The sequence below is a fragment of the Streptomyces sp. IBSBF 2435 genome (assembly GCF_036815005.1).
GTDB lineage: Bacteria > Actinomycetota > Actinomycetes > Streptomycetales > Streptomycetaceae > Actinacidiphila.
The window spans coordinates 1-26,247 of the sequence record NZ_JAJSYW010000092.1 but is presented as its reverse complement, the minus strand read 5'-3'; the positions used below and the strand labels follow the sequence as shown (position 1 = coordinate 26,247).

Sequence of the window (26,247 nt, the reverse complement as noted above, 5' to 3'; positions counted from 1 at the left end):
GATGTGCGGGAGCTGACCTTCGAGTCGCTGCGGCGGTGCCTTTTCCAGGGTCGTGGCCGGATCGAGGGTCAAGGAGTCGTCATCGTGCATGGACCCATCATAGAATGATGGGATGAATCTCGGACCCGTGCCCCGCAGTGCCACCCTCGCCGACCAGGTCATCGCCCGGCTGCGGGCCGAGATCACCTCGGGCAGCTGGCCGGTGGGCAGCCGTATCCCCACCGAGCCCGAGCTGGTCGAACGGCTCGGGGTGGCCCGCAACACCGTCAGGGAGGCGGTCAGGGCGCTCGCGCACAACGGCCTGCTCGACATCAGGCAGGGTTCCGGCACCTACGTGGTGGCGACCAGCGAGCTGGCCGGGGTGATGCAGCGGCGGTTCGCGGGCGCCGACCAGCTGCACATCGCCGAGCTGCGCGGGGCGCTGGAGACCACCGCGGCGGCGCTGGCCGCCGAGCGGCGCGACGAGGCGGACCTGCGGCAGCTCGACGCGCTGCTGGAGCGGCGGGAGCTGGCCTGGGACTCGGGGGACGCTGAGGCCTTCGTCGAGGCCGACGCCACCTTGCACCTGGCGGTGGTGGCGGCCTCGCACAACGAGGTGCTGACCGCCCTGTACGCCGACCTCGGCCAGGTGCTGCGGGACTTCCTGCGGGCCGACGTCGGCACCGAACTGCGGCCGGAGGACCACCTCGACCACGCGCGGCTGGTCGCCGCGATCCGGGCCGGCGACCGGGAGCGGGCGGCGGCCGAGGCCCGCGACCACGCCTTCCACTGCCGCTTCCGCGCCATGACGAACGCGGCGGCGGACTGAGCCCGCCGCCGCGTTCGGGCATCCCGCGGGGATGCCGGAGGTCCTGCGCGAGAACCTACGCGCCGATCGCGTGCACCCCGCCGTCGACGTGCACGATCTCGCCGGTGGTCTTGGGGAACCAGTCGGACAGCAGCGCCACGACACCGCGCCCGGCGGGGTCGGGGTCGGACATGTCCCACTCCAGCGGCGAGCGGTGGTTCCACACGTCCGCCAGGTCCGAGAAGCCCGGGATGGACTTGGCGGCCATCGAGCCGATCGGGCCCGCGGAGATCAGGTTGCAGCGGATGTTCTGCTTGCCCAGGTCGCGGGCCAGGTAGCGCGAGGTCGCTTCGAGGGCGGCCTTGGCCGGGCCCATCCAGTCGTACTGCGGCCAGGCGTACTGCGCGTCGAAGGTGAGGCCGACGACCGAGCCGCCGGCTTCCGTCATCAGCGGCAGGCAGGCCATGGTGAGCGACTTGAGCGAGTACGCCGACACGTGCATCGCGGTGGCGACCGACTCGAAGGGGGTGTTGAGGAAGTTGCCGCCGAGCGCGTCCTGCGGGGCGAAGCCGATCGAGTGGACCACGCCGTCGAGGCCGCCCAGCTCGTCGCGCACGACGCTCTCCAGGCCCGCCAGGTGCTCGGCGTTGGTCACGTCCAGCTCGACGACCTTCGTCGGACGGGGTAGCTTGCGGGCGATCCGCTCGGTCAGGGTCGGCCGGGGGAAGGCGGTCAGGATGATCTCGGCGCCCTGCTCCTGGGCCAGCTTGGCGGTGTGGAAGGCGATGGAGGACTCCATCAGCACACCGGTGATCAGGATGCGCTTGCCGTCGAGGATTCCGCTCATGGTGGTCAGTGACCCATGCCCAATCCGCCGTCAACCGGGATGACGGCTCCAGTGATGTACGCGGCGTCGTCGGACGCCAGGAAACGCACCGCGGCGGCGATCTCCTCGGGCTGCGCGTAGCGGGCCAGCGGCACCTGCGCCACGATGCCCGCGCGCTGCTCGTCGGTGAGTGTCCGGGTCATGTCGGTGTCGACGAAGCCGGGTGCCACGACGTTGAAGGTGATGTTGCGCGAACCCAGCTCGCGGGCCAGCGAGCGGGCGAAGCCGACCAGGCCGGCCTTGGAGGCGGCGTAGTTGGCCTGTCCCGCCGAGCCCAGCAGGCCGACCACCGACGAGATCAGCACGACCCGGCCCTTCCTGGCCCGCAGCATGCCGCGGTTGGCGCGCTTGACCACCCGGAAGGTGCCGGTGAGATTGGTGTCGAGGACCGCGGTGAAGTCCTCCTCCGACATGCGCATCAGCAGCTGGTCGCGGGTGATGCCGGCGTTGGCCACCAGGACCTCGACCGTGCCGTGCGCCGCCTCGACCTCCTTGTAGGCCTGTTCGACCTGCTCGGCGTCGGTGATGTCGCAGCGCACCGCGAGCACACCGAGTGCCACGAGGTCGGCCGGCGGCTCGCCCGAGCGGTACGTGATGGCGACCTTGTCGCCCGCGTCGGCGAAAGCCCGGGCGATGGCGAGGCCGATGCCCCGGTTTCCTCCGGTGACGAGAACCGAGCGGCTCAACGGATCACTCCTCAGTCGTGAGTATCTCCGTGAAAGCTATCGGTCCCGGCGCCGTTCCGGGGAATCGGCCCCGACAGGCTGCCCCGGCCGACCCTGTGGGGTTCCTACAGGGGCCGGCCGTCAGCCCTGGTTGCGCGCCCCGGCCCTGCGGCGGCTGTAGACCAGCAGGCCGACCGCGCCGCTGGCCAGGATCGCGCTGCCGGACAGCGCGGTCTCCAGGGTGCTGCTGCTCGCGGCCACGTTGCTGGTCGCGAGGTTGCCGGTGGTGGAGGTGACGGGGGCGTCACCGCCGTGGCCGTGGTGGACGACGGTCGACTTCGCCTCGCCCGCGGTGATCTGGGCGTCGGTCGGTGCCTTGGCGATGTCGGCGGTGGCCGCCTTCGCCGCCTGCACGGTCTGTCCGAAGACGACATCCGCGCAGCCGTAGAAGGCCTCGGGGCTGTCGCTTCGCTGCCACACCTGGTAGATCAGCTGCCGGCCGGTGCGGGACGGCAGCGTCGCGGGGAAGGTGTAGTAACCGGGCGAGGAGGCCGCGGTGGTGTAGGTGGCGACCGGGGTGGTGTCGAGGTCGGACCACTTCAGCGGCTTCGTCGGGTCGTAGCCCTGCTTGGTGATGTAGAGCGTCATGACCCCGCGGTGCGGTGCGGTGACCTTGAAGCTGACGGTGGTCTGCCCCGCCTGGACCGGGGTGGCCGGCCAGTCGGTGCGGGCCCAGTCCAGCGCGCGGTACTTGTCGCGGTCGGCGGAGCAGAGGTGGCCGTCGGGGATGATCGTCCGGCTCTGCCCGTTGGCGTTGGCGATGTTGACCTCGTTCCAGTCGTACAGCGGCTGGGTGCCGCTGTCGGCGACGAGGTCCTTGCACACCTGCGACTTCGGGTTCTCCGGGCCTTCCGCGTAGCAGGCGGAGATCCGGCTGACCGGGGTGCTGAGCGCTCCGTGCGCGCTGGCCGAGCCGGGCGTGAGCCCGGCGATGACCAGGGTGGTGGCGCCGACCGCGCCCAGGGCGGCGGCCTTGCGGCGTACTGACATGGTGGGGGGCTCCTTGTCGAGCGTGCGGTGATGCGGTGCGGACAAGAGAGGGCGGCACCACGAGCATAGAGATTGGTCTGGACCAAGCCAAGAGCTGCCGCAGAAAGGCCTGTTGGTACACCTGACGGTCGGCCGCGACAGGCCGCCGCGCCGAAATTCGCGGCGCCGTCCACCCCCGGCGCGGCATGATTCACTGCGGACACGCCGACGCGAAGGGAAGTTCGCCGTGCCTCATGAGGTCGATCAGTCATTCCTCGCGCTGCCGCTGCGGGCACTCGCCGACGCGGCGCTGGCCAGAGCGCGGGCGCTGGGCGCCGATCACGCCGACTTCCGGCTGGAGCGGGTACGCAGCGCCGCCTGGCGGCTGCGGGACGCGCGGCCTGCCGGGACGTCGGACAGTACGGACCTGGGCTACGCGGTCCGGGTGGTGCACGGCGGCGCCTGGGGCTTCGCCTCCGGCGTGGACCTGACGATGGACGCGGCGGCCAAGGTCGCCTCGCAGGCCGTGGCTATGGCCAAGCTGAGCGCCAGGGTGATCGCGGCGGCCGGCTCCGACGAGCGGGTCGAGCTGGCGGACGAGCCGGTGCACGCGGACCGCACTTGGGTGTCGGCCTACGGGATCGACCCGTTCGACGTCCCCGACGCGGACAAGACCGGGCTGCTCGCGGAGTGGAGCGGCCGGCTGCTGGCCGCGGACGGCGTCTCGCACGCGGACGCCTCGCTGATCGCGGTGCACGAGAACAAGTTCTACGCCGACACCGCGGGCACCACGACCACCCAGCAGCGGGTCAGGCTGCACCCGCAGCTCACCGCGGTCAGCGTCGACCCCGACGGCGGCGGCTTCGAGTCGATGCGCACCCTGGCCCCGCCGGCCGGCCGCGGCTGGGAGTACCTGACCGACGGCGGCTGGGACTGGGACGGCGAACTCGCCGCGATCCCCGGCCTGCTGGCCGAGAAGATGCGCGCGCCCTCGGCCGAGGCGGGTGCGTACGACCTGGTGGTCGACCCGTCCAACCTGTGGCTGACCATCCACGAGTCCATCGGCCACGCCACCGAGCTGGACCGCGCCCTCGGCTACGAGGCCGCCTACGCCGGCACCTCCTTCGCGACCTTCGACCAGCTGGGCACCCTGAAGTACGGCTCGCCGCTGATGCACGTCACCGGCGACCGCACCGCCCAGCACGGCCTGGCCACCGTCGGCTACGACGACGAGGGCGTGGCCGGCCAGTCCTGGGACCTGGTCAGGGACGGTGTGCTGGTCGGCTACCAGCTGGACCGCAGGATCGCGAGGCTCACCGGCTTCGAGCGCTCCAACGGCTGCGCCTACGCCGACTCCCCCGGCCATGTGCCGGTCCAGCGGATGGCGAACGTCTCCCTCCAGCCCGCGCCGGACGGCCCGTCCACCGAGGAGCTGATCGGCGGGGTCGAGCGCGGCATCTACGTGGTCGGCGACCGGTCCTGGTCGATCGACATGCAGCGCTACAACTTCCAGTTCACCGGTCAGCGGGCGTACGCGATCCGGGGCGGCCGCCTCGACGGCCAGGTCAAGGACTTCGCCTACCAGGCCACCACCACCGACTTCTGGGGCTCGATGGAGGCCGTCGGCGGCCCGCAGACGTACGTCCTGGGCGGGGCGTTCAACTGCGGAAAGGCCCAGCCGGGCCAGATCGCCGCGGTGTCCCACGGGTGCCCCTCCGCGCTGTTCCGGGGCGTCAACATTCTGAACACCACCCAGGAGGCGGGGCGATGAGCACGACGACGAAGCCGCACGAGCTGGTCGAGCGGGCGCTGGAGCTGTCGGCGGCGGACGGCTGTGTGGTCATCGCCGACGAGGAGTCCAGCGCCAATCTGCGCTGGGCCGGCAACGCGCTCACCACCAACGGGGTCACCCGCGGGCGGACGCTGACGGTCATCGCGACGGTTGACGGCGGGCAGGGCGCCGCCTCCGGGGTGGTGTCGCGCACCGCGGTCACCGCGGACGAGCTGGAGCCGCTGGTGCGGGCGGCCGAGGCGGCGGCCCGCGAGGCAGGTCCCGCCGAGGACGCGCAGCCGCTGGTGACCGGGGTGCCGCAGTCCGCGGACTTCACCGACGCGCCGGCCGAGACCGCCTCGGGGGTCTTCGCGGCCTTCGCGCCCGCGCTCGGGGAGGCCTTCGCCCTCGCGCGGGCCGGCGGGCGGCAGCTGTACGGCTTCGCCTTCCACTCGGTGACCTCGACGTATCTGGGCACGTCGGCCGGGCTGCGGCTGCGGCACGACCAGCCGAACGGCACGCTGGAGGTCAACGCCAAGTCCCCCGACCGCACCCGGTCGGCGTGGGCGGGCGCGGCCACCCGGGACTTCACCGATGTCGACCCGCTGGCGCTGGACGCCGAACTGGCGCAGCGGCTGGCCTGGGCGGAGCGGCGGATCGACCTGCCGGCCGGGCGCTACGAGACGCTGCTGCCGCCGTCGGCGGTCGCCGACCTGATGGTCTACCAGCTGTGGTCCTCGGGCGCCCGGGACGCCGCGGAGGGCCGTACGGTCTTCAGCAGGGCCGGCGGCGGCACCCGGGTCGGCGAGCAGCTGGCGGCGCTGCCGCTGACGCTGCGCAGCGACCCGGTCGAGCCGGGCCTGGAGTCGGCGCCCTTCGTGGTCGCGCACGCGTCGGGCGACGACGCCTCGGTCTTCGACAACGGGCTGCCGGTCGGCCCGGTGGACTGGCTGCGGGACGGCACCCTGCGCAATCTGCCGACCACCCGGCACAGCGCCGCGCTGACCGGGCTGCCGATGGCGCCGGCGGCCGACAACCTGATCCTGGAGGGCGGCGGCAAGCGGTCGCTGGCCGAGATGGTGGCGGGCACCGAGCGCGGCCTGCTGCTGACCTGCCTGTGGTACATCCGCGAGGTCGATCCGGCGACGCTGCTGCTGACCGGCCTGACCAGGGACGGCGTCTACCTGGTCGAGGGCGGCGAGGTGTCGGGCGTGGTGAACAACTTCCGCTTCAACGAGTCACCGGTCGACCTGCTGGGCCGGGCGGTCGAGGCGGGCCGCAGCGAGCGGACGCTGCCCCGCGAGTGGAGCGACTACTTCACCCGGGCGGCGGCGCCGGCGCTGCGGGTGCCGGACTTCAACATGAGTTCGGTCAGCCAGGGTGTCTGAGACGCCCGGGGACATCAGGGGGGCCGGGGGGATGCTGGACGAGAAGCGGACGGTCAAGACGTCGAAGTTCCTGTCGCTGGTGCTGCGGCACCGGCCGGAGCGGATAGGGCTGGCGCTGGACGAGGCGGGCTGGGTGGACGTGGGCGCGCTGCTGGCCGCGTGCTCCGCCCACGGCAGGAGCCTGACGCGGGCGGAGCTGGACCACGTGGTCGCCACCAACGACAAGCGGCGGTTCGCGTACTCCGAGGACGGCCGGCGGATCAGGGCCAGCCAGGGGCACACCCTGCCGGTGGACCTGGGCCTCGCGCCGGCGGCGCCGCCCGAGGTGCTCTTCCACGGGACGGCGGCGGCCACCCTGCCGCTGGTCCTGCGCGACGGGCTGCTGCCGATGGCGCGGCAGGACGTCCACCTGTCGGCGGACCGCGGGACGGCCGTGCGCGTGGGGTCGCGGCACGGCCGTCCCGTGGTGCTCGCGGTGGATGCGGCGGGGCTCGCCGCCGGGGGCCAGGTCTTCCGGGTCAGCGACAACGGGGTGTGGCTGACCGGTCCCGTGGCGCCGCGATGGCTGCGGGTGCAGCCGGGCTGACCCTCCGGCGGGCTCCCGGAGTCCGCCGGACCGGCCCGCGGCCCTCAGACCCTGGTCGTCCTGCGCCTGCCCTTGAACGCGGACCACAGGGCGTCGCCGAGCCCCACGACGATGACCGCGCCGATGAGCTGGAGGACATGCCGGGTCCAGTCGAAGCCTTTGGTGTCGTTGACCCCGAGCCAGGTCGACGCGGCATTGCCGAGGATGCTGCCGCCCATGCCGCAGATCACGGTGAGCCACAGCGGCAGGCTCTGCCTGCCTGGCAGGATCGCCTTGGCGATGAGGCCAAGCACAAGACCGACGATGATCGCCCACAGCCAACCCATGCCGCTCGCCTCCTCGTCACCGGGCGGCCGGCGCCCGGTACTCGTGCGGCAAGTCTCCGTCCGGCCGGGCTACGCCGCATGTCGGGGGGCAACCATGGTCCGAACGGCGCAAAGACCCGCCGCTCCCCCGCTCTGATGCGCACGCGCCGCGCGGCGTACCGTAGTGGCATCCGGTGTGGCGCGCTGCAACCCGTGAGCAGTGCGGCCCGGACAGTCGAGCGGCGGTGGAATGCGATGCGGAAGCAGGGCGGGCCTGAGGTCTACCAGATCTCCGGGGCGCGTACCGGGCTGACCGAGGACGTACGCGGACGGCAGCGGCGGTACATCATCTCGATGTCGGTCCGTACCGTCTCGGTGATCCTCACGGTCGTGCTGTGGAATATCGAGCGCCCGCTGGCCTGGGCGTGTCTGGCGATCGGTCTGCTGCTCCCGTACATCGCAGTGGTCTACGCCAATGCGGGCAGGGAGAACGCGCCCGTGGCGCCCGCGGCCTACGTCCCGCCACCGGTCCGGCCGGCGATCGAGGCGACCAAAGTGGAGTCCGGAGCGGAACGCGCGGCCGAGCCGCTCGCCGATCCGGCCGACACCTTCTGACCTGGGATCGGGGCGGGCTGCCCAGGTCCGGACCAGCGCGGCCGGGGAAGCGGAACCTCAAGAAAGGCTCAGATCAATGGCGACGTTCCACTCCCGCCAACGCGTCAGTGCATGACATACTTCGTAGGCGCTCCGCATCCCCCGTCGGAGCGATGGACCGACGCCGGGCGGCTCCCCCCGTGGCTGCCCGGCGTCGCCATGTCCGGGGGCGGCCGGGGCTCGGGCCGCACCCGCCTTCCGGCCGGGCCGGGCGCCGGGCGCGCTGCGGTTTACTGGGACGTGTGAACGACGAGACGCCGATCTGCTCGGCCAAGGGGTGCCGCACGGCCGCGGTGTGGGTGCTGGCGTGGAACAACCCGAAGCTGCACACAGCCGAGCGGCGCAAGACCTGGCTGGCCTGCGACGAGCACCGTGAGCACCTGGCGCAGTTCCTCGGCATGCGCGGCTTCCTCAAGGACGTGGTGGCGCTCGCCGAGTGGGAGCAGCGGTCAGCCGCCGATGGCTGACATCGGCCGGTCCGGCTGGAGGAACGCCGGGTCGTCCAGGCCCGAGCCGGCCTTCTTGCCCCACATCGCCGCCTTCCACAGCTCGGCGATCTCCGCGTCGGACGCGCCGGAGCGCAGCGGGGCGCGCAGGTCGGACTCCCCGCGGGCGAACAGGCAGTTGCGCACCTGACCGTCGGCGGTCAGCCGGGTGCGGTCGCAGGCCCGGCAGAACGGGCGGGTGACCGAGCCGATCACCCCGACCCTGGCCGGGCCGCCGTCCACCAGCCAGCGCTCGGCGGGGGCCGAGCCGCGTACCGTCTCGCCTTCCGGGGTGAGCACGAAGCGGGTGCCGAGGGCCGCCAGCACCTCGTCGGCGGTCACCATGTCGGTACGCTGCCAGCCGTGCTGGGCGTCCAGCGGCATCTGCTCGATGAACCGCAGTTCGTAGCCGTGGTCCAGCGCCCACCGGAGCAGGCCGGGCGCCTCGTCGTCATTGATCCCGCGCATCAGCACGGTGTTGACCTTGAGCGGCGCGAGGCCCGCCGCGGCGGCTGCCGCGAGGCCCGCGAGCACGTCGGCGTGCCGGTCCCTGCGGGTCAGGGTGCGGAAGACCTCGGGGCGCAGGGTGTCGAGCGAGACGTTGACCCGGTCCAGGCCCGCCGCCCGCAGCGCGTCCGCGGTCCTGCGCAGCCCGATGCCGTTGGTGGTCAGCGACATGCGGGGGCGCGGTTCGAGCGCGGCGCACCGTTCGACGATGCCGGTCAGCCCGGGGCGCAGCAGGGGCTCGCCGCCGGTGAAGCGGACGTCGGTGACACCGAGGCCGGTGACCGCGATCCGCACCATCCTGACGATCTCGTCGTCGGTGAGCAGATCGGGCTTCGCGAGCCACTGCAGGCCCTCCTCCGGCATGCAGTAGGTGCAGCGCAGATTGCACCGGTCGGTGAGCGAGACGCGCAGGTCGGTGGCCACGCGTCCGTAGGTGTCGATGAGCACGTGCTCCGCCTCCCTCCGGGCGCCTGGCCGCGCCGTCCGTCCGTCCAGCCTATGGCCCCGCGCCGACAAAGCAGCCGGGCGGCGGTCACCGCCGAAGCGTACGCGACACCCGCCGCTTTGCAACAGACTGTTGAATCCGCTGGTCCGGGGCACCTTGCCGGGCCGCAGGCGTCGCCTGCCCGAGCGCTAAGGACCGCCCCGCGCCGCCGCCGCGGCCACCGGCGCCGCCGCACGGGGCGCGGGACGTACGGCGCCGCCGGCCCTGCGCACCCCGAAGGCCAGCAGGGCCTGCCCCACCAGATACGTCGCCATGATCCACAGGTCGTGGCCCGGCGGCCGGGGCCAGTCCGAGAGGCCGGCCGCGATCAGGGTGTCCGACAGCAGGAAGAGCGCGGCGCCGGCGAGCGCGGCGCCGCCGAGGCCGTACGCGCCCGCGGCCATCGCGGTCAGCAGCATGCTGTAGAGCGCCACCGGGATCCGCATCCCGGCGTCCAGGCCCGGCCACAGCAGCACAACCAGGACCGCGCACGCCCCGGCGTAGGCCGCGCAGCGCGCGCGTACCGCCCTGCGCGGCCCGGTGAAACCGCCGAGCCGGACGAAGAGCCTCAGATAGCAGACGTGCCCGGCGGCGAAGCAGCCCATGCCGAGCAGGAACGGCACGGTGCCGCCGACCCCCAGCAGGACATCGCCGCCGCAGCCGCACAGCAGCGCCGCGACCAGCAGCCGCGCGCCGCGCCAGGTCCACACCCAGACGGCGAGCGCGGGCATCAGCAGCGGTTTGCCCAGGTCGCGCAAGAGGCCCTGGTGTGCGCCGAGGGCCGCCAGTTGGAGGCACGCCAGCGCGCAGAAGGCGGCGAGGGCGGCGCCCGCCCGCTCCGGCGCGGCCCTGGTGCCCGCAGCCGCGCCGTTCGCCGTCACGCGGCGGGCTCCGGGGTCCGGCTGCCGGCGGCTCCGGCGGCTCCGGCCGCCGCTTCCGCTTCCGCCGCGGGGTCGGGCGCCGCGGCGGGGCGCCAGCCGGGGCCGCGTAGCAGGTGCGCCACCCGGTCGCGCCATCCGGCCGCCGCCGCCAGGTCGTGGGCGAGGGCGGCGTATTCGTGGGTCGCGACCCGGAGTGGGTTGTAGGTGGCGATGTTCTTCGTCAGGCCGTAGACGGGGCGCTGCGTCTCGGCGGCGAAGGAGCCGAAGAGCCGGTCCCAGACGATGAGGATGCCGCCGAAGTTGCGGTCCAGGTAGCCGCCCTGGGAGGCGTGGTGGACCCGGTGGTGCGAGGGCGTGTTGAGGGTGAACTCCAGCGGGCGGGCCAGCCGGTCGACGCGCTCGGTGTGGATCCAGAACTGGTAGACGAGGTTGACCGACGAGCAGAACGCCAGCGCCGCCGGGTGCACGCCGAGCGCGATCAGCGGCAGGTAGAACGGCCAGGAGGTCAGGCTGGTCCAGGGCTGCCGCAGCGCGGTGGACAGGTTGAAGTTGCGGCTGGAGTGGTGCACGACGTGGCACGCCCACAGGAGCCTGATCACATGGTGGCCGCGGTGCGACCAGTAGTAGAAGAAGTCCTGGGCGAGCAGCATCAGCGGCAGCGTCCACCAGTGCACTGGCACCCGCAGCGGGGTGAGCGCGTAGACGCCCGAGTAGACCGCCACCACCGGGATCTTCCACAGCGCGTCCGTGACGAGGCTGCCCAGGCCCATGGACAGGCTGGTGGCGGTGTCCCGGCCGGTGTACCCGGCCGCGTCCTCGTCGGGGTGAATGCGGTAGCTCACCATCTCGACGACGGCGAGCAGCACGAAGGCGGGTATCGACCACAGCACGACATCGGGCAGTTGCGGCATGCGCGCACCATAGAGGCACGTCCAGGGCGTCCGCCAGAGGTTGTTACCGATTAGTACGGACGCGTACGCGTCAACTCCGCGGCACCGGCGGCGGACCCCTCGGGTGTACGGGATGATCCACTGTCGGCGGCGCGCCGTATCCTCAGTGACCATGCTGGACAACCGGACCGCGCCGCCGCCCCCTTCGCCATGGCCCGCGGGCTATCCCGAGGGCTATGCGGTGGTCGACGTCGAGACCACCGGGCTGGGCAAGGACGACCGGATCGTGTCCGCCGCGGTCTACCGCCTCGGCGCCCGCGGCGAGGTCCAGGACCACTGGTACTCGCCGGTCAATCCGCAGCGCGACCCGGGTCCGGTGTGGATCCACGGGCTGACCGGCGCGATACTCGCCGACGCTCCGCTCTTCCCGGAGATCGCCGGCGAGCTGGCCGAACGCCTCGCCGGGCGGGTGCTGGTGGCCCACAACGCGGTCTTCGACTGGTCGATGCTGGCCAGGGAGTACGCCAGGGCGCGGTCCGCCGCGCCGGTGGAGCACCGGCTGTGCACCATCGTGCTGGCCAAGGAGCTGCGGCTGCCGCTGGCGAACCACAAGCTGGAGTCGCTGGCCGCGCACTACGGGGTGGTCCAGCAGCGCGCCCACCACGCCCTGGACGACGCCCGGGTGCTGGCCGAGACCTTCCGGCCGAGCCTGCATCTGGCCGCCGCGGCCGAACTGCCGCTGCCGCTGCACGCCTGCCGCCCGCTGACCGAATGGGTGGACCCGGCGGTGCCCGCGCCGCGTTACGGCGCGCTGTACGGCTCGGGCCCGCGCTCCGGCTGGCGGCCGGCCCGCAGGCGCCCGCCGTGCCCTTACGCCAACCCCGGGCGGCTGGCGCCCGACGGGCCGCTGGTCCAGGGCATGCGGGTGGCCTTCTCCGGCGACACGGGTATCGACCGGGAGCTGCTGGAGGACCGGGCCACCGACGCCGGGCTGCACGTCGCCTCCGCCGTCAGCCGGCTCACCAGCGTCCTGGTCACCAACGACCCGGGCTCCCCCACCGGCAAGGTGGCCAAGGCCCGCGCCTACGGGACGCCGGTGATCGACGAGCGGCAGTTCACCGAGCTGCTCAAGGCCGTCACCCCGGCCGCCGGCGTGCACGGCTGACCCGTACAGCGCCGCCGCTCTGTGGCGGTCCACGGCAGCGGCCGTCCGGGTGGCGGGCGGGCAACACGCCCGCCGCCGGGTTGCCCGGGCCGCCCGGGCACCGCAGCCTGGCCTCATGGCACGATGCGAAGTCTGCGGAAACGACTATGCGATGAGCTTCGAGGTGCACGCCCAGGGCGCGGTGCACGTCTTCGACTGCTTCGAGTGCGCCGTCCACCGGATGGCGCCGATCTGCGAGCACTGCCGGGTGCAGGTCATCGGACACGGCGTGGAGGTCGACGGCCACTGGTTCTGCAGCGGCCACTGCGCCAAGGCGGAGGGCGCCGCCGGCATCGTCGACCACGCCGACACCCCGACGCACGCCTGAGCCGCGGCCCGCACACCCCGCACCCGCGGGGCCGACCGACCCCCTACCCGCGGACGCCCCGCGGCCGAGTTGTACCGTCGTGGGGTGTACCGCTTCCTGCTGTCCCGCCAATGGGTGATCCTCACCCTCGTCGGTCTGCTGCTGATCCCGGTGATGATCAGACTGGGCTTCTGGCAGCTGCACCGCCATGAGCACCGGGTGGCGAACAACAGGATCATCGCGGCCGGCCTCAAGGCCACCCCCGTACCGGTCGAGTCGGTGACCTCCCCCGGCTACCAGGTGCCGCACAAGGACCTCTACCGGATGGTGACCGCCACCGGCCACTACGACACCGCGCACGAGGTCGTCGCCCGGCACCGCACCGCCGGCAACTCCGGGTCGGACGACAGCTCGGGCGGCGGCGAAGAGGTCGGCTACCACGTCATCACCCCGCTGATCCTGGACGACGGCCGGGCGGTGCTGATCAACCGCGGCTGGATCTCGCCGGGCGACGACCCGACGGAATTCCCGCGGATCACCCCGCCGCCGTCAGGCGAGGTCACGGTCGTGGGGCGGCTGCGGCCCGACGAGTCCACGTCGAGCACCGGCATCCGCGACAGGTCGGGGCTCCCGCCCCGGCAGATCATGCTGATCAACGGCTCCGCGGTGGAATCGGCCGGCGGCCTGCCCGCGCAGCCGGTCGGCGGCTACCTGGAGCTGGTGTCCACCTCGCCCAAGCCGGCGCACGGCCAGCCCGCGCTGATCCCCGACCCCGACCACAGCAGCATCGGTCCGCACATGGCCTACGCGATCCAGTGGTGGCTGTTCACCGCGATGGTGCCGGTGGGCTGGGTGGTGCTGCTGCGCCGCGAGCGCGCCGAGGTACTGGCGGCCCGGAAGAAGCACTCGGAGACCCCGCAGGAGCCCGAGGGCAGTGTTCCGGTAGCGGTCTAGCGGCGGGACCAGCACACTCGACAGACACCACCGGAAGGCGGCGAGGCTGACCCGTGCCAGGACGTATCGAGGACTACGCGCTCATCGGCGACCTCCAGACCGCCGCACTGGTGGGCAGGGACGGGTCCGTGGACTGGCTGTGCCTGCCGCGCTTCGACTCCGCCGCGTGCTTCGCCGCGCTGCTGGGCGACGAGGGCAACGGCCGCTGGCGGCTCGCCCCGCTCGACGCCGACCAGTGCAGCGAGCGCTCCTACCGCGGCGACACCCTGGTGCTCGACACCGTGTGGCACACCCCGGCGGGCACCGTCAAGGTCACCGACTTCATGCCGCAGCGCGACCGCGCGCCCGATGTGATCAGGGTCGTCGAGGGCGTCTCGGGCGAGGTCGCCATGCGCAGCGAGCTGACGCTGCGCTTCGACTACGGCAGCGTGGTGCCCTGGATGCGGCGCGCCGACCACCAGCGGGTGGCCGTCGCGGGTCCCGACGCGGTGTGGCTGCGCACCGAGCCGCCGCTGCCGATGTACGGCAAGGACATGCGGACCTACTCCGACTTCACCGTCTCGGCCGGTGAACGGGTCGCCTTCGTCCTGACCTGGCACCCCTCGCACGCCGGCCGGCCTCGCCGGGCGGACCCCTTCACCGCGCTCGACCAGAGCCTGGAGGACTGGGAGAAGTGGTCGGCCCGGTGCAGCTACGAAGGGCCGTGGCGGGCGGCCGTGCTGCGCTCCATGATCACCCTCAAGGCCCTGACGTACGCGCCCAGCGGCGGTATCGCCGCCGCCGCGACCACCTCGCTGCCCGAGGAGATCGGCGGGGTGCGCAACTGGGACTACCGCTTCTGCTGGCTGCGGGACGCCGCCCTCACCCTCAACGCGCTGGTCTCCGGCGGCTTCCTCGCCGAGGCGCAGGCCTGGCGGGACTGGCTGCTGCGGGCGGTGGCCGGCGCCCCGGCCGACCTGCAGATCATGTACGGCATCGCAGGTGAGCGGCGGCTGACCGAGTACGAGGTGCCCTGGCTCAAGGGCTACGCGAACTCCACGCCGGTCAGGGTCGGCAACGCCGCCGCAGGCCAGCTCCAGCTGGACGTCTACGGCGAAGTCCTCGACTCGCTCTTCCTGGCCAGGAACAGCGGGCTGCGCGACGAGCCGCACGCCTGGAACGTGCAGCGGATGCTGATGGAGTTCCTGGAGTCCAAGTGGCACGAGCCGGACGAGGGCCTGTGGGAAGTACGCGGCCCGCGCCGGCACTTCGTGCACTCCAAGGTGATGGCCTGGGTCGCGGCCGACCGCGCGGTGCGCACGGTGGAAGCCCGCCCGCAGCTGCGCGGCGACGTGGACCGCTGGCGCTCGATGCGGGCGCAGGTGCACGCCGAGGTGTGCGAGAAGGGCTACGACGCCGCGCGCAACACCTTCACGCAGTCCTACGGCTCCACCGAGCTGGACGCGGCCACGCTGCTGATCCCGCAGGTCGGTTTCCTGCCGCCGAGCGACCGCCGGGTGGTCGGCACGGTCGAGGCGGTGCGGCGGGAACTGGACCACGGCGGGTTCGTCCGCCGCTACTCCCCCGACGCCAGCGGCGTGGACGGGCTGCCCGGCAGTGAAGGCGCCTTCCTGGCCTGCTCGTTCTGGCTCGCCGACGCCTTGCATGTGACCGGGCGCACCGGTGAGGCGCGGGAGTTGTTCGAACGGCTGCTGACCGTACGCAACGACGTCGGGCTGCTCGCCGAGGAGTGGGACCCGGTCGCCGGGCGCCAACTGGGCAACTACCCCCAGGCGTTCAGCCATGTGGGCCTGGTCAATAGCGCGCTCGCGCTGTCGGGCCACGACGTGAGGACGGGCTGAGCGATGGATCTCGGGCTCAAGGACCGGGTGTACGTGGTCACCGGGGGCGGACGCGGCCTCGGGCTCGCCGCGGCACGCGAACTCGCCGCTGAGGGCGCCAAGGTGGTGCTCTCCGGGCGCACCGCTGCCACGCTCGACGCGGCGGCGGCGGACATCGGCGGTCCCGGGCGGGCGTGGGGCGTCGTCGCGGACAACGCGGACCCCGCGACGCCGGGCCTGCTGCTGGACACCGCCAGGACCCGCTTCGGCGGGCTCGACGGTGTGCTGATCAGCGTCGGCGGGCCGCCCCCCGGCACGGCCGCCGCCACCGGGGACGAGCAGTGGCAGGCCGCCTTCGAGTCGGTCTTCCTCGGTGCGGTGCGGCTGGCGCGGGCCGCCGCGGAAGCCCTCGGGGAGGGCGGGGTCATCGGCTTCGTGCTGTCCGGTTCGGTGCGTGAGCCGATTCCCGGACTCGCGATCTCCAACGGCCTGCGGCCGGGCCTCGCGGGCTACGCCAAGACGCTGGCCGCGGAGGTCGGCCCCCGCGGGATCCGGGTCGTCGGGCTGCTGCCGTCCCGCATCGACACCGATCGCGTGCGCGAACTGGACGCGCTGGGCGGTGAGCCGGCGCTTGCGCGCGAGCGGAACGAGGCGGGGGTCCCGCTGCGGCGGTACGGTACGCCGGCCGAGTTCGGCCGGGCCGCGGCGTTTCTGCTCTCGCCGGCGGCGTCCTATCTGACGGGGGTCCTGCTCCCCGTCGACGGCGGCGCCCAGCACGCCCTCTGACCCTCCCGGGTCCGAGTTCGGGGCCGGTGCCCCACCCGACGGTCCGTCGCGGCCTGCCGCGTCCGCCAAGGGCTCGCCCCTGCCGCGGAGGGCACGCCGTCAGGGGCGCGGGGGAACCGCGCGACAGGCCACGGCGCAGCCGCGGGCACGAGCGCGCAGGACGAGGCACCCGCCAGGAGAACGGTGCGGCCCCGCAGGGGGCTAGCTGACGCGGGCGGCGCGGTGGCGGACCGCGCGGAGGCGCGCTTCGGCGGGGAGTTCGGAAAGGCCCGCCGAATTGCGGGCCCGCTCCAGGACCTCCGTGTCGAGGCCGGTGACGACCTCCTGCGGCGTGGCGTGCGGGGCAAGGCCCAGCACGAGCCGCGCCTCGGGTGTCCCCCGCCGCCCGGTGAGCACCGCGCTGGACCACTCCACGCCCTCGTACGCCCCCGCCTCCGAGCGCAGCACGTTCTCCACCGCGCGTCCGCGCAGCAGCGCGCCCTGCCCGTCGCCGCTGTCGATCCTGATCTGGCGCAGCCGCTTCGTGCGGGCCTGGGCGAGCAGCCACCACAGGCCGGCCAGCAGCAGGACCGCGAGCACGGCGATGACCACCGGCCACCACCACCCGTCCGAGCGGTAGCGGGTCCTGTCGTGGTTGGCGAGCAGCACGTCCTTCGGGCCGGTGAAGGGCCACCACTGGGGCATCGTGAAGTCCCAGTGCCGTTGCAGGTCGAGGCTGCCGACCAGCACCGAGAGCCCCACCACCAGCAGGATGAGGCCGATCAGCGCGAGGAGGACCCGGTTGAGTGTGGTGCGCATCGCACGGTCACCCCTTCTTCTCTGACCGCTGCAGGTGAATGCTCAGCTGGGGCGGCCTGGCCAGGCCCAGTTGCCGTACGGCCTCGCCGAGCGCGGTCGTCAGATCGCCGCGCACCGCTTCGAGTTCGCGGAAGTGCGAGGTGGCGCGGGCCTTGACCTTGCGGCGGCTGACGTCGATCCGGGCCGAGCGCACCCCGGGGACCTCCATCGCCCGGTCGCGCAGCACCAGTTCGGCCGCATGCCGGTCGATTCCCGCGCGGACGCCCGCCGTTCCGCTGCGGGCCATCGGCAGCACCGCGCGCTCGCCGGGGGTCAGGGCGAGGACCAGCAGCCACAGGCCGAGCGCGGCGGCGACCGCGGCGCCGAGGATGATCCACACGTCGTCCAGGTGCCGGGTGGCGAGCTGATGGGCGAGCGTGACCCGCCAGCTCATCGCCTTGCGGTCGGCGCGGACCGACGCGATGTCGTAGAGGAACAGGCCCGCGAGTCCGAGGATCACCGCCGCGGACAGGGCGGCGGGGACGCGGCGGCCGGACCAGAAGCGGCGGACCTTGCGGGTCCGGCCGCTGCCGGGCAGACCCGACGGGGCCGCCGCGTACTGCTCGTCCTCGGGCCGTTTGGCGATACTGACCCGCGCGTTGTCGGCGTCGGAATCGCCCGGGTCCTGTTCGCGGTAGACGTGGCTGCCCGAGTCGTCGCTCATTCGACCCTCCCCTCGCCCTTGCGGCGCGCCGCCGCGGAGTGCAGCCTTTCCACCTCGATGGCCACCTCGGGTACATCCATACCCGTCAACGCCTCGACCCTGCCGGTGACATGCCGCCGGACCGTGCCGCACACCGCCCCGATGTTCACCGGGTAGCCCAACTCCAGGGCCAGCCGCAGCCGGGCGGTGTCCTTGCGTACCGACACCGAGGCGTGCGGTTCCGCGTCGCGCGGCACCAGGTCGGAGCCGGGCGCGTCGGACAGCGCCTCACCCGCCGCCTGGGCGGCGATCTTGGCGACCACCCGGTCCGCGATCCGCAGCGCGCCGCGGTCGGCGGCGGGGAGCTGTCCGGGTACGGCTGAGGCCATCAGCGCCGCCGGTCACGGTCGCGGTCACGCGAGCGGAAGAAGTCGCCGGGTTCCAGGTCCCCGTCGAAGAACTTGCCGGCCACGAAACCGACCGCGCCGAGCAGAGCCACCACGAGGAAGGCGCCGAAGCCGCCGAAATACCCGGCGAAGCCCAGTGCCATTCCGGCCGCGAGGCCGATCACCGCCATGCTCATCGTCCGTTTCCCGTCCGCTCGGCTGCGCTCGCCCCGACGGCTGCGGGGCGGGGCCCATGGCCCGTGTGCTGATCCGGTCTCACTACTGGACCCGCTGCTCACGGTCGTCGTCATCGTCCTCGTCCGGCAGCTTCACATCGCCGACGGCGACATTGACCTCGACGACTTCGAGTCCGGTCATCCGCTCCACCGCCGCGATCACGTTCTCCCGCACCGCGCGGGCGACCTCGACGATCGACACGCCGTACTCGACGACGATGTCGAGGTCGAGCGCGGTCTGCACCTCGCCCACCTCGGCCTTGACGCCGCGGGTCACCGAACGCGTACTGCCGGGAACGCGGTCGCGCACCGCACCGAACGTACGGGACAGGCCGGTGCCCATCGCGTGGACGCCCACCACGTCGCGGGCCGCGAGGCCGGCGATCTTCTCGACCACACCGTCGGCGATGGTGGTGCGGCCCCGGCTCGCCGGGTCGCCGAGTACCTTGCGGGCCGATCCGCCCGCAGCGCCCTTGTCGAGGGTTCTGCCGCTGTCGGCCGTCAGTGACGAGCCGTCGGGCTCGGGCCGGTTGTGCTGCGCGCTGTCCGTCATCGCGAGTCGTCCCTTCGTCTGGGCTGCTCCGTGCACCACACTAAGTCCGCATGCCCGTTAGCGCTGCGGGGATGCGCCCAGAGGGGATCACCGACCCCCCCAATCGAGTGGTCGGCAGCACCGGAAGGCGAGGAAACCTGGTGACCATGGACCGACTGGCCCGGACGGTAAGGGAGCAGGTGGCGCTGGGGCGGCTCCTCCCGCTGGGCGGGACAGGGGACGCCGCCTGGATCACCGAGAGCGCGACCGTCCACGCGCTGCGGCGCGCCGCGGCGGCCGTACCGGGCGTGCGGCTCGGGACGGTGGCGCTGGAACTGGCCGAGGAAGCGGCCGAGGACACCGGCGGCGCGGCCCCGGGCACCGGCGTGGACACGGCGGGGGCGGCGGACGTGGACGACGCCGCGCCGGTGGGCGCGCTGCCGCACCGGCCATTGCGGATCCGCGCCGGCTTCGAGGCCGCGCTCGACGAGCCGCTGCCGCGCACCGCGGACCGGCTGCGGGCGGCGCTGTGGGCGACGGCCCAGGACTGGCTGGGCGTGCCGGTCGGCTCGGTCGACCTGGCGGTCACCGGGCTGCTCGACGGCGAGCCGCCGCGGGACCCGGTCCTCGAAGGTGTCGTGGTGGACGACGGCACCTCGGTCCGCGAGCTGGGCGAGGGCCCGGCGGACGGCGGACCCGCGGCCCGGGTGGAGGCCGCCGCGCTGGCCGTGCCGGGGGTGCTGCGGCTGACCCGGCGGCTGGCCGGCCTCGGCGCGGGCGTCCGGGTCCGCGACACCGCGGCCGGTGACGGTAGGGCCGCGGGCCGCGGCGTCCAGCTCCAGTTCGCGGTGGCGGCGGGCCACCGCCCGTCGGTGGTGGCCCGCGCGGTGACCGCCGCGATCAGGCCCGTCGCGGCGGCGGACGCGCCGGGGCCGGTGACGACGGCGGTCGTGGTGACCGACACGCTCTGACCGCGCCCCGCGTCCGTACGGGTTACTCGGCGGCGCCGGCCAGGCTGCGCAGCCGTCGGGTCTGGGCGGCGCGCTCCGCCGCGTACTGGTCGGTCTCGGAATGGGCCAGGGCGGTACGCAGCAGGGCCTTGGTCTCGTTGACGGCGTCGCGCGGCGGCGCCAGCAGGGCCGCGGTCAGGTCGGCGACGGCGGCGTCCAGCTCGGCGGCGGGCACCACGAGATTGGCGAGCCCGGTGCGCTCCGCCTCGGCGCCGTGCACGTAGCGGCCGGTCACGCAGATCTCCAGCGCGCGCCCGTAACCGACCAGCTCGGCCAGCGGCTTGGTGCCGGTGAGGTCGGGTACGAGGCCGAGGCTGGTCTCGCGCATCGCGAACTGCACGTCGTCCGCGCACACCCGCAGGTCACAGGCCAGCGCGAGCTGGAAACCGGCCCCGATGGCATGGCCCTGGACAGCGGCGATCGTGATCAGGTCGGTCCGCCGCCACCAGGTGAAGGCCTGCTGATAGGTGGAGATGGTCGTGTCGAGCTCGGCATCCGAGCCGCGCCCGAGTGTGAGGAACGACAGCTCGCCGTCGAAGCCCTCGGGGGTGAACGCCTGCCGGTCGAGCCCGGCGGAGAAGGACGGCCCCTCGGCGCGCAGCACCGCGACGCGTACCTGCCCCGGCAGAGTCCGGCCCGCATCGATCAGCGCCTGCCACAGGGCGGGCGACTGCGCGTTGCGCTTGGCCGGGTTGCACAGGGTAATGGTGGCGACGGTACCGCTGCCGTCCAGGGCGAGGCGGACTCCGTCGCGTTCGAGCAGGATCTTGTCATCGGGCATCGGGCACCTCCGAGCGGACCACGGATTGACTACTACCGAAGAGTAACCAACCGCTCGGTACGCCGACCCGCTGGGTGCGGGAGATGCCCGCCCGTCGAGATCAGGTCGTCAGGGCCGGCTCAGGCCGTGACGGCCTTCTTGCCTCGGGTAGCTCCGCCGCGACCGCGCAGGGTCACGCCGGACTCGCTGAGCATCCGGTGCACGAATCCATAGGACCGGCCGGTTTCCTCGGCCAGTGCCCGGATGCTCGCTCCGGAGTCGTACTTCTTCTTCAGGTCCGCCGCGAGCTTCTCGCGCGCGGCGCCGGTCACCCGGCTGCCCTTCTTCAGAGTCTCGGCCACCCGTGCCTCCTCCAGGGAAGTGCGCTATGGACTCTCATGATCACCCCTAAGCGCCTTCCTGGCCACCCATTCGACAAGGTCTGTCCAGCGGCAATCGCAACCTGAATGCCGCGGCAGGCGGCCACGAACGGTCTCCGGCGGGGAATTTCCGCCGCCGAATTCGCCGCGGCGACACACGCCCGCGCGATACCAGCAGGTCAGCGGCCGTCGGTAAGGTGTTTGCCGACGTCACACCACCGATCACCAGACACTGCCGTCCCGCGAGGGCCCGAGCGCGAGCGGTACCAGCCCGACTCACACAGATGACGGACCCGCGGTGGGCCGAATGATCGAATCGGCATGATCACTTCGCGTCCGGCCAGGTCGGCGGCCGTGCCGCCGACCCGCGCGGCGGCCGGTCAGGCGAGCGAGACCAGGTCCGCGTAGTCCTGGCCCCACAGGTCCTCGACACCGTCCGGCAGCAGGATGATCCGCTCGGGCTGCAGCGCCTCCACCGCGCCCTCGTCGTGGGTGACCAGCACCACCGCGCCGCTGAAGGTGTGCAGCGCGCCGAGGATCTCCTCACGGCTGGCCGGGTCGAGGTTGTTGGTCGGCTCGTCGAGCAGCAGCACATTGGCGCTCGACACCACCAGCGAGGCCAGCGCCAGCCGGGTCTTCTCACCGCCGGACAGCACACCGGCCGGCTTGTCGACGTCGTCGCCGGAGAAGAGGAACGAGCCGAGGATCTTCCGGATCTCCACCAGATCGGTGTCCGGCGCCGACGAGCGCATGTTCTCCAGCACCGTGCGCTCCGGGTCGAGCGTCTCGTGCTCCTGCGCGTAGTAGCCGAGTTTCAGCCCGTGCCCGGGGGTGACCTCGCCGGTGTCCGGCGTCTCCACCCCGGCCAGCAGCCGCAGCAGCGTCGTCTTGCCCGCGCCGTTCAGACCGAGGATGACCACCCGGGAGCCGCGGTCGATCGCCAGGTCCACATCGGTGAAGATCTCCAGCGACCCGTACGACTTCGACAGGCCGCTGGCCATCAGCGGTGTCTTGCCGCAGGGCGCCGGGTCGGGGAAGCGCAGCTTGGCGACCTTGTCGGAGACCCGGATCGCGTCAAGGCCGGCGAGCAGCTTGTCGGCCCGCCGCGCCATGTTCTGCGCCGCGACGGTTTTGGTGGCCTTGGCGCGCATCTTGTCGGCCTGCGAATTGAGCGCGGCGGCTTTCTTCTCCGCATTCGCGCGTTCCCGCCTGCGGCGCTTCTCGTCGGCCTCGCGCTGCTGCTGGTACAGCTTCCAGCCCATGTTGTACACATCGATCTGGGAGCGGTTGGCGTCCAGATAGAAGACCTTGTTGACGACCGTCTCGATGAGGTTCACATCGTGGGAGATGACGATGAATCCGCCGCGGTACGTCCTGAGGTAGTCGCGCAGCCAGCTGATCGAGTCGGCGTCCAGGTGGTTGGTCGGCTCGTCGAGCAGCAGGGTGTCCGCGTCCGAGAACAGGATCCTGGCCAGCTCCACGCGGCGGCGCTGGCCGCCGGACAGGGTGTGCAGCTGCTGGCCGAGGATGCGGTCGGGCAGGCCGAGGGCCGCCGCGATCGTGGCCGCCTCGGCCTCCGCGGCGTAGCCGCCCTTGGTGAGGAATTCGGTTTCCAGCCGGGCGTACTTCTTCATCGCGTTGTCGCGGGTGGCGCCCTTCCCGTTCGCCATCCGCTCCTCGTTCTCGCGCATTTTGCGCAGCACGACGTCGAGGTCGCGGGCGCCGAGGATGCGGTCGCTGGCCAGCATGTCCAGGTCGCCGGTGCGGGGGTCCTGGGGGAGGTAGCCGACCTCCCCGGACCGCGTCACGCTCCCGGCGGCGGGCTGGCCCTCGCCGGCCAGCACCTTGGTCAAGGTGGTCTTGCCCGCACCATTGCGGCCGACCAGGCCGATGCGGTCGCCCTTGGCGATGCGGAAGGAGGCGGATTCGATGAGGATGCGGGCGCCGGCGCGCAGCTCTAGGCCGGTGGCAGTGATCACGGGGTTGGCTCCATGGCGTAACGGATGGCCTCACGGCCGGGTGGGCGTGTCGCGCGCGTCGTGACGCCGGAGCTAATCGAGGAACAGTGCGGCCATGGGGCCAGTCTACTGGCCCCATGCGACGTGGTTTCCCCACGGTGCGGTGGGGTCCCTTCTCCGCGGGCCCTCGCGCGGCCCCCCGCGCCCCCTCGGGGGGTACCACTCGCGGTGGCGTTCACACCTGCGGTGCGGCGTGGCTGAGCGCGCAGTTCCCCGCGCCCCTTTGGGGCGGGTCAGCCTCACTCGGCGGAAGAGGGCGCAGCCCAGGAGGGCTGGGGGCGGAACTGTGCGGGCAGCCACCCGCGTAGGGCAACGCCGGGTCTGCGGCGCGGAGGCTAGGCCTCCCCCGTGTGGACCTGGAAGGCCGCCTTGCGCATCGCCTTGGCCAGGACGGGGTCGGGGTGGGCGGCGGCCAGGGCGACGAGGACCTGGACGGTGCGGGGGTGACCGACGTCACGTACTTCTTCGAGGAGCCCGGGGACGGAGCCCTGGACCGCCGTCTCCAGGTGGCTGACCAGCAGATGGTCCTCACCGTGGTCCGCGACCGCCGCCGCCGTGTCGACCCACAGCCACGTCGCCTCCTCCCGGGTGAGCAGGCCGGTCGCGGTGTCGGGGTCGCCGCCGTCGAGTTCGGCGAGCCACAGCACCGCGTACGGGCGCAGCACCGGCTCGTCGACCACCCCGCGTACGGCGGGCTCCGCCGGGTCGCCGACGACCCGCAGCGCCTCGAAGGCCAGGCCGCGCAGCAGCGCGTCGTCACCGCGGGCGGTGTCGAGGAGTTCGGCGACGGCGGGCGCGACGGGCCGGGCGGCGAGCCAGGCGCGGTATTCGGCGCGCGCGGGTCCCGGCGAGAGCCGGGCGCAGGCGCGGAGCATGGTGGCGGCGGACTGCTCCATGTGCCCGGCGGGACCCTGCGCGGCGACGCAGATCTGCTCCAGCTTGACCCACACCGCCCAGCTGCCCAGCGCGGTGAGCGCGACCTCGTCGGGCCGCCGCGGGTCGCGGGGGCTCAGCGCTCCGACGCGCGCCGCGGCCTCCAGCGTCCAGTCGAGGAGGGTCGGCAGCGGGTCGCCCGCGCCGTCGGCGGGCGGCTCGTGGCGTTCGGTGCGCAATTCCGCGACGCGCTGGCGCAGCAGGTCGAGCAGCGTGTCGATCGGCACGGGGCCGTTCGACAGGTGCAGGAAGGACAGCAACTGCGGCGCCGCCTCCACGACTTCGGCGACCAGGGCGGGGTCGGGGCCGCTGCGGTCGCCGGGCAGGAAGGGGTGGGCCAGCGACCATGCGTCGAAGAGCGCGACCCAGCCGCGCAGCACCGCCGTGTCGTCGGTGTCCCAGGCGCGCAGCCGCCAGCCGGGGCGGGCGGCGCCGCCGTGCAGTTCGATCAGCCCGGACAGCCTGGCGCGGTCCCAGGCGGTACGGATCTGGCCGGACGTCAGCTCCAGGGCGGCGGCCGCCTCCGCGAGGGACTCGGCGGGCAGTATCCCGGTCGGCCCCGCGCTGCCGGGGGCGGTGCCCGCCCAGCGGGCGAGCCGTGCGGCGGCGGCCAGTTCGGTGCGGGCGAGCCGGGCGAGTTCCGGCAGCGGAGGCGTGCCTTCCGGCGGGCGCGGGGGCCTTGGCCTGCGCGTTGTCGCGGTCCTGCGGGCGGCGGTGAGCGGCCGGCGGGGGACGAGGCGGAGCGGAGTGTCTCGCGGGCTACGGGACGTCACTGGAGCAGTCTCGCCGTTGTACGCCCAGATTCCCAATCGGCCGGGATTTCCGGCAGTTGCCGCTCACATGAGCGGGGTCAGAAAGCGGCGCAGGGTCTCCTCGTACGTGGCCGGGTCGGCGTTCCACATCGCCCCGTGCTGGGCGCCGAGCACGGTGTGCAGGACCACCAGCTCAGGGAGCCGCGCGGCGAGTTCGCGGGACCTGCCCCAGGGCGCGAGGGTGTCGCCCGGGCCGTGGAAGACCAGGGTGGGCACCTGGGGCGGCGCGGGGTCGGCCGGTGCGGTGCCGCCGTAGCGGCCGTGCGGCTCGGAACGGCCCTCCGCCGCGCGGACGGCCAGCGGCGCCAGCGGGGCGGGCAGCCCGTGCCCTTCGGCGGCGGCGGCGACCGTGGCCCGCCAGTCGAGCACCGGCGAGTCCAGCACCAGGCCGCTGACCCGGTCCTTGAGCGCCGACAGCCGCGAGGCGTGCAGCGCCATGGTGGCGCCGGTGGACCAGCCGTACAGCACGATGCGCTCGGCGCCGTAGTCGACGGCGTACCGCATCGCCGCGTCCAGGTCGCGCCATTCGGTACGGCCCAGGTGCCCGATGCCGTCGGGCGACGGCGGGGCCTCGGGGTCGTTGCGGTAGCCAAGGGCCAGCTGGGTGAAGCGGCTGCGGTGCAGGGCGGGCAGCACGTTCAACGCGTGGGCGCGGGTCGTGCCCAGGCCGTGGACGGTGATCACCCAGGTGTTGCGGCTGCCCGGCAGATACCAGCCGGGCAGCGGGCCCAGCTCGCCCGGTACGTCCACCTCGGTGTAGTCCAGGCCCAGCGCGGTCCGCGGATTCCCGCAGTGCACCTGCGGGGTGAGCCGGACCGGGGTGCCCGGGTCGAGGGAGCCGTGCGGTACCGCGAGCAGCTTCCTGGTCACGGTGCAGGCCGTGCCGTCCACCACGTCGCCGGCCAGCGCGTGCAGGCCGTCGGCCGTCAGGCCGTACGTGCCGGGGCGGGCGGACGCGGCGGTCCTGGTGAGCACGACGCGGTCGGCGGTGACCGCGTGGACGGTCACCGCTCCCTCCTTCGCCGGGTCCTCCGCGGACGGCCTGAGGGCGAAACGTGAGCCGTACCGGCCGACCGCCACGACTGCGGCGGTGCCGGCACCCAGGGTGGCGGTGGCTGTCACCACCGCGGTTCGAAGTCGCATCCCTTCCAGTGTCATCGACCATCGCCGTCCCGGCCATTCGAACCCGCCGCCGTGGCTAGTCCCCGCGTCCGGCCCGCCCGCGTCCTGGCCCGGGGCGGTGGCCGCCGGGCCCCTCGGGGGGGGGGGGGGGGGGGGGGGGGGGGGGGGGGGGGGGGGGGGGGGGGGGGG

At 73.3% G+C, this 26,247-nt stretch carries 29 protein-coding genes; 12 read left to right on the top strand and 17 right to left on the bottom strand.

The annotated features are described in order from the left end of the window. The first annotated feature begins 112 nt into the window (after nucleotides 1-112). Nucleotides 113-808 (top strand): FadR/GntR family transcriptional regulator, encoded by a 696-nt coding sequence (locus V7E46_RS19020; RefSeq protein WP_333769528.1) that lies wholly within the window; start codon nucleotides 113-115, stop codon nucleotides 806-808. Nucleotides 809-863: 55 nt separating this feature from the next. Here the strand turns inward: V7E46_RS19020 and fabI are convergent, their stop codons facing one another. The 3 genes from fabI to V7E46_RS19005 form a co-directional block, all read right to left on the bottom strand. Beyond that, entirely contained in the window at nucleotides 864-1,634 is a 771-nt protein-coding gene (fabI, locus tag V7E46_RS19015; protein ID WP_329180154.1) for an enoyl-ACP reductase FabI, read from the bottom strand. 5 nt (nucleotides 1,635-1,639) lie between these two features. Beyond that, nucleotides 1,640-2,359 carry a 3-oxoacyl-[acyl-carrier-protein] reductase gene (gene fabG / locus V7E46_RS19010; RefSeq protein WP_329180153.1) on the bottom strand — a complete coding sequence of 240 codons (720 nt, stop codon included), beginning with the start codon at nucleotides 2,357-2,359 and terminating at the stop codon, nucleotides 1,640-1,642. Nucleotides 2,360-2,479: 120 nt separating this feature from the next. Next, a complete protein-coding gene (locus V7E46_RS19005; protein ID WP_329180151.1) occupies nucleotides 2,480-3,388 on the bottom strand; it encodes a lytic polysaccharide monooxygenase auxiliary activity family 9 protein in 909 nt (302 codons plus the stop codon). Nucleotides 3,389-3,614: 226 nt separating this feature from the next. Here V7E46_RS19005 and V7E46_RS19000 point away from each other — a divergent pair, with 226 nt between their 5' ends. Genes V7E46_RS19000 through V7E46_RS18990 form a run of 3 tightly spaced genes read left to right on the top strand, consistent with a single transcriptional unit; the run spans nucleotide 3,615 to nucleotide 7,112 of the window. Next, nucleotides 3,615-5,138 carry a TldD/PmbA family protein gene (locus V7E46_RS19000; protein ID WP_333769527.1) on the top strand — a complete coding sequence of 508 codons (1,524 nt, stop codon included), beginning with the start codon at nucleotides 3,615-3,617 and terminating at the stop codon, nucleotides 5,136-5,138. Continuing rightward, a complete protein-coding gene (locus tag V7E46_RS18995; protein WP_333769526.1) occupies nucleotides 5,135-6,526 on the top strand; it encodes a metallopeptidase TldD-related protein in 1,392 nt (463 codons plus the stop codon). The genes V7E46_RS19000 and V7E46_RS18995 overlap by 4 nt, the downstream gene beginning before the upstream one ends. 34 nt (nucleotides 6,527-6,560) lie before the next feature. Further along, a complete protein-coding gene (locus V7E46_RS18990) occupies nucleotides 6,561-7,112 on the top strand; it encodes an RNA 2'-phosphotransferase (protein WP_333769530.1) in 552 nt (183 codons plus the stop codon). 44 nt (nucleotides 7,113-7,156) lie between these two features. Here V7E46_RS18990 and V7E46_RS18985 read toward each other — a convergent pair whose 3' ends face one another. Further along, nucleotides 7,157-7,438, bottom strand: a complete 282-nt coding sequence (locus V7E46_RS18985; protein WP_329180144.1) for a GlsB/YeaQ/YmgE family stress response membrane protein — start codon at nucleotides 7,436-7,438, stop codon at nucleotides 7,157-7,159. Nucleotides 7,439-7,672: 234 nt separating this feature from the next. Between V7E46_RS18985 and V7E46_RS18980 the strand changes: the two genes are divergently transcribed. Both V7E46_RS18980 and V7E46_RS18975 read left to right on the top strand, forming a co-directional pair. Beyond that, nucleotides 7,673-8,032 carry a DUF3099 domain-containing protein gene (locus V7E46_RS18980; protein ID WP_333769525.1) on the top strand — a complete coding sequence of 120 codons (360 nt, stop codon included), beginning with the start codon at nucleotides 7,673-7,675 and terminating at the stop codon, nucleotides 8,030-8,032. A gap of 281 nt (nucleotides 8,033-8,313) precedes the next feature. Continuing rightward, on the top strand, nucleotides 8,314-8,538 hold the full coding sequence (locus V7E46_RS18975) for a hypothetical protein (RefSeq protein WP_333769524.1): 225 nt from the start codon (nucleotides 8,314-8,316) through the stop codon (nucleotides 8,536-8,538). Here V7E46_RS18975 and moaA read toward each other — a convergent pair. The 3 genes from moaA to V7E46_RS18960 form a co-directional block, all read right to left on the bottom strand. Continuing rightward, on the bottom strand, nucleotides 8,521-9,510 hold the full coding sequence (gene moaA, locus V7E46_RS18970) for a GTP 3',8-cyclase MoaA (protein ID WP_333769523.1): 990 nt from the start codon (nucleotides 9,508-9,510) through the stop codon (nucleotides 8,521-8,523). The genes V7E46_RS18975 and moaA overlap by 18 nt on opposite strands. Nucleotides 9,511-9,696: 186 nt before the next feature. Continuing rightward, the gene (locus V7E46_RS18965) at nucleotides 9,697-10,428 is read right to left on the bottom strand and encodes a lysoplasmalogenase (protein ID WP_333769522.1); all 732 of its coding nucleotides are present in this window, start codon (nucleotides 10,426-10,428) and stop codon (nucleotides 9,697-9,699) included. After that, nucleotides 10,425-11,339 (bottom strand): sterol desaturase family protein, encoded by a 915-nt coding sequence (locus V7E46_RS18960; protein WP_333769521.1) that lies wholly within the window; start codon nucleotides 11,337-11,339, stop codon nucleotides 10,425-10,427. The genes V7E46_RS18965 and V7E46_RS18960 overlap by 4 nt, the downstream gene beginning before the upstream one ends. 151 nt (nucleotides 11,340-11,490) lie before the next feature. Here V7E46_RS18960 and V7E46_RS18955 point away from each other — a divergent pair, with 151 nt between their 5' ends. The 5 genes from V7E46_RS18955 (at nucleotide 11,491) to V7E46_RS18935 (ending at nucleotide 16,389) form a co-directional block, all read left to right on the top strand. Then, a complete protein-coding gene (locus tag V7E46_RS18955) occupies nucleotides 11,491-12,483 on the top strand; it encodes a DEDDh family exonuclease (RefSeq protein WP_333769520.1) in 993 nt (330 codons plus the stop codon). 115 nt (nucleotides 12,484-12,598) lie between these two features. Then, the gene (locus V7E46_RS18950) at nucleotides 12,599-12,850 is read left to right on the top strand and encodes a hypothetical protein (RefSeq protein ID WP_329180131.1); all 252 of its coding nucleotides are present in this window, start codon (nucleotides 12,599-12,601) and stop codon (nucleotides 12,848-12,850) included. An 84-nt stretch (nucleotides 12,851-12,934) separates the two neighbouring features. Continuing rightward, on the top strand, nucleotides 12,935-13,783 hold the full coding sequence (locus V7E46_RS18945; RefSeq protein ID WP_333769519.1) for an SURF1 family cytochrome oxidase biogenesis protein: 849 nt from the start codon (nucleotides 12,935-12,937) through the stop codon (nucleotides 13,781-13,783). A gap of 53 nt (nucleotides 13,784-13,836) precedes the next feature. Then, nucleotides 13,837-15,624 (top strand): glycoside hydrolase family 15 protein, encoded by a 1,788-nt coding sequence (locus tag V7E46_RS18940; RefSeq protein ID WP_333769518.1) that lies wholly within the window; start codon nucleotides 13,837-13,839, stop codon nucleotides 15,622-15,624. Between the two features lie 3 nt (nucleotides 15,625-15,627). Beyond that, nucleotides 15,628-16,389, top strand: a complete 762-nt coding sequence (locus tag V7E46_RS18935; RefSeq protein ID WP_333769517.1) for an SDR family oxidoreductase — start codon at nucleotides 15,628-15,630, stop codon at nucleotides 16,387-16,389. 201 nt (nucleotides 16,390-16,590) lie between these two features. Here V7E46_RS18935 and amaP read toward each other — a convergent pair whose 3' ends face one another. The 5 genes from amaP to V7E46_RS18910 all read right to left on the bottom strand — a co-directional run bounded on the left by amaP (nucleotide 16,591) and on the right by V7E46_RS18910 (nucleotide 19,044). Continuing rightward, nucleotides 16,591-17,187 carry an alkaline shock response membrane anchor protein AmaP gene (gene amaP, locus V7E46_RS18930; RefSeq protein WP_333769516.1) on the bottom strand — a complete coding sequence of 199 codons (597 nt, stop codon included), beginning with the start codon at nucleotides 17,185-17,187 and terminating at the stop codon, nucleotides 16,591-16,593. Nucleotides 17,188-17,194: 7 nt separating this feature from the next. Beyond that, entirely contained in the window at nucleotides 17,195-17,890 is a 696-nt protein-coding gene (locus tag V7E46_RS18925; protein WP_333769515.1) for a DUF6286 domain-containing protein, read from the bottom strand. Beyond that, nucleotides 17,887-18,258, bottom strand: coding sequence for an Asp23/Gls24 family envelope stress response protein (locus V7E46_RS18920; RefSeq protein ID WP_333769514.1), 372 nt, complete (start codon nucleotides 18,256-18,258; stop codon nucleotides 17,887-17,889). The genes V7E46_RS18925 and V7E46_RS18920 overlap by 4 nt, the downstream gene beginning before the upstream one ends. Further along, a complete protein-coding gene (locus V7E46_RS18915; RefSeq protein ID WP_329180118.1) occupies nucleotides 18,258-18,452 on the bottom strand; it encodes a hypothetical protein in 195 nt (64 codons plus the stop codon). Before V7E46_RS18915 ends, V7E46_RS18920 begins: the two co-directional genes overlap by 1 nt. An 82-nt stretch (nucleotides 18,453-18,534) precedes the next feature. Continuing rightward, complete coding sequence (locus V7E46_RS18910; RefSeq protein ID WP_333769513.1) at nucleotides 18,535-19,044, bottom strand: Asp23/Gls24 family envelope stress response protein; 510 nt, start codon at nucleotides 19,042-19,044, stop codon at nucleotides 18,535-18,537. Nucleotides 19,045-19,184: 140 nt separating this feature from the next. Here V7E46_RS18910 and V7E46_RS18905 point away from each other — a divergent pair, with 140 nt between their 5' ends. Beyond that, on the top strand, nucleotides 19,185-19,994 hold the full coding sequence (locus V7E46_RS18905; RefSeq protein WP_443054240.1) for a nucleopolyhedrovirus P10 family protein: 810 nt from the start codon (nucleotides 19,185-19,187) through the stop codon (nucleotides 19,992-19,994). 22 nt (nucleotides 19,995-20,016) lie between these two features. On the opposite strand, the gene V7E46_RS18900 is transcribed toward V7E46_RS18905, so the two are convergent. The 5 genes from V7E46_RS18900 to V7E46_RS18880 all read right to left on the bottom strand — a co-directional run bounded on the left by V7E46_RS18900 (nucleotide 20,017) and on the right by V7E46_RS18880 (nucleotide 26,079). Beyond that, nucleotides 20,017-20,814, bottom strand: a complete 798-nt coding sequence (locus V7E46_RS18900; RefSeq protein ID WP_333769512.1) for an enoyl-CoA hydratase/isomerase family protein — start codon at nucleotides 20,812-20,814, stop codon at nucleotides 20,017-20,019. A 119-nt stretch (nucleotides 20,815-20,933) separates the two neighbouring features. Further along, nucleotides 20,934-21,155: a helix-turn-helix domain-containing protein gene (locus V7E46_RS18895; protein ID WP_031522969.1), complete on the bottom strand. Its 222-nt coding sequence runs from the start codon at nucleotides 21,153-21,155 to the stop codon at nucleotides 20,934-20,936. Between the two features lie 398 nt (nucleotides 21,156-21,553). Continuing rightward, entirely contained in the window at nucleotides 21,554-23,152 is a 1,599-nt protein-coding gene (locus V7E46_RS18890) for an ABC-F family ATP-binding cassette domain-containing protein (RefSeq protein WP_329180104.1), read from the bottom strand. Between the two features lie 374 nt (nucleotides 23,153-23,526). Then, a complete protein-coding gene (locus tag V7E46_RS18885; RefSeq protein WP_333769511.1) occupies nucleotides 23,527-24,897 on the bottom strand; it encodes a hypothetical protein in 1,371 nt (456 codons plus the stop codon). Between the two features lie 63 nt (nucleotides 24,898-24,960). Next, nucleotides 24,961-26,079: an alpha/beta hydrolase family protein gene (locus V7E46_RS18880; RefSeq protein WP_333769510.1), complete on the bottom strand. Its 1,119-nt coding sequence runs from the start codon at nucleotides 26,077-26,079 to the stop codon at nucleotides 24,961-24,963. Nucleotides 26,080-26,247 lie beyond the last annotated feature (168 nt).

Bases quoted from the DNA above. Each gene is read 5' to 3' on its own strand.
- V7E46_RS19020 (WP_333769528.1), top strand. From the start codon at position 113: ATGAATCTCGGACCCGTGCCCCGCAGTGCCACCCTCGCCGACCAGGTC.
- fabI (WP_329180154.1), bottom strand. From the start codon at position 1,634: ATGAGCGGAATCCTCGACGGCAAGCGCATCCTGATCACCGGTGTGCTG.
- V7E46_RS19005 (WP_329180151.1), bottom strand. From the start codon at position 3,388: ATGTCAGTACGCCGCAAGGCCGCCGCCCTGGGCGCGGTCGGCGCCACC.
- V7E46_RS18995 (WP_333769526.1), top strand. From the start codon at position 5,135: ATGAGCACGACGACGAAGCCGCACGAGCTGGTCGAGCGGGCGCTGGAG.
- V7E46_RS18985 (WP_329180144.1), bottom strand. From the start codon at position 7,438: ATGGGTTGGCTGTGGGCGATCATCGTCGGTCTTGTGCTTGGCCTCATC.
- V7E46_RS18980 (WP_333769525.1), top strand. From the start codon at position 7,673: ATGCGGAAGCAGGGCGGGCCTGAGGTCTACCAGATCTCCGGGGCGCGT.
- V7E46_RS18960 (WP_333769521.1), bottom strand. From the start codon at position 11,339: ATGCCGCAACTGCCCGATGTCGTGCTGTGGTCGATACCCGCCTTCGTG.
- V7E46_RS18955 (WP_333769520.1), top strand. From the start codon at position 11,491: ATGCTGGACAACCGGACCGCGCCGCCGCCCCCTTCGCCATGGCCCGCG.
- V7E46_RS18950 (WP_329180131.1), top strand. From the start codon at position 12,599: ATGGCACGATGCGAAGTCTGCGGAAACGACTATGCGATGAGCTTCGAG.
- V7E46_RS18935 (WP_333769517.1), top strand. From the start codon at position 15,628: ATGGATCTCGGGCTCAAGGACCGGGTGTACGTGGTCACCGGGGGCGGA.
- amaP (WP_333769516.1), bottom strand. From the start codon at position 17,187: ATGCGCACCACACTCAACCGGGTCCTCCTCGCGCTGATCGGCCTCATC.
- V7E46_RS18925 (WP_333769515.1), bottom strand. From the start codon at position 17,890: ATGAGCGACGACTCGGGCAGCCACGTCTACCGCGAACAGGACCCGGGC.
- V7E46_RS18920 (WP_333769514.1), bottom strand. From the start codon at position 18,258: ATGGCCTCAGCCGTACCCGGACAGCTCCCCGCCGCCGACCGCGGCGCG.
- V7E46_RS18915 (WP_329180118.1), bottom strand. From the start codon at position 18,452: ATGAGCATGGCGGTGATCGGCCTCGCGGCCGGAATGGCACTGGGCTTC.
- V7E46_RS18910 (WP_333769513.1), bottom strand. From the start codon at position 19,044: ATGACGGACAGCGCGCAGCACAACCGGCCCGAGCCCGACGGCTCGTCA.
- V7E46_RS18900 (WP_333769512.1), bottom strand. From the start codon at position 20,814: ATGCCCGATGACAAGATCCTGCTCGAACGCGACGGAGTCCGCCTCGCC.
- V7E46_RS18880 (WP_333769510.1), bottom strand. From the start codon at position 26,079: ATGCGACTTCGAACCGCGGTGGTGACAGCCACCGCCACCCTGGGTGCC.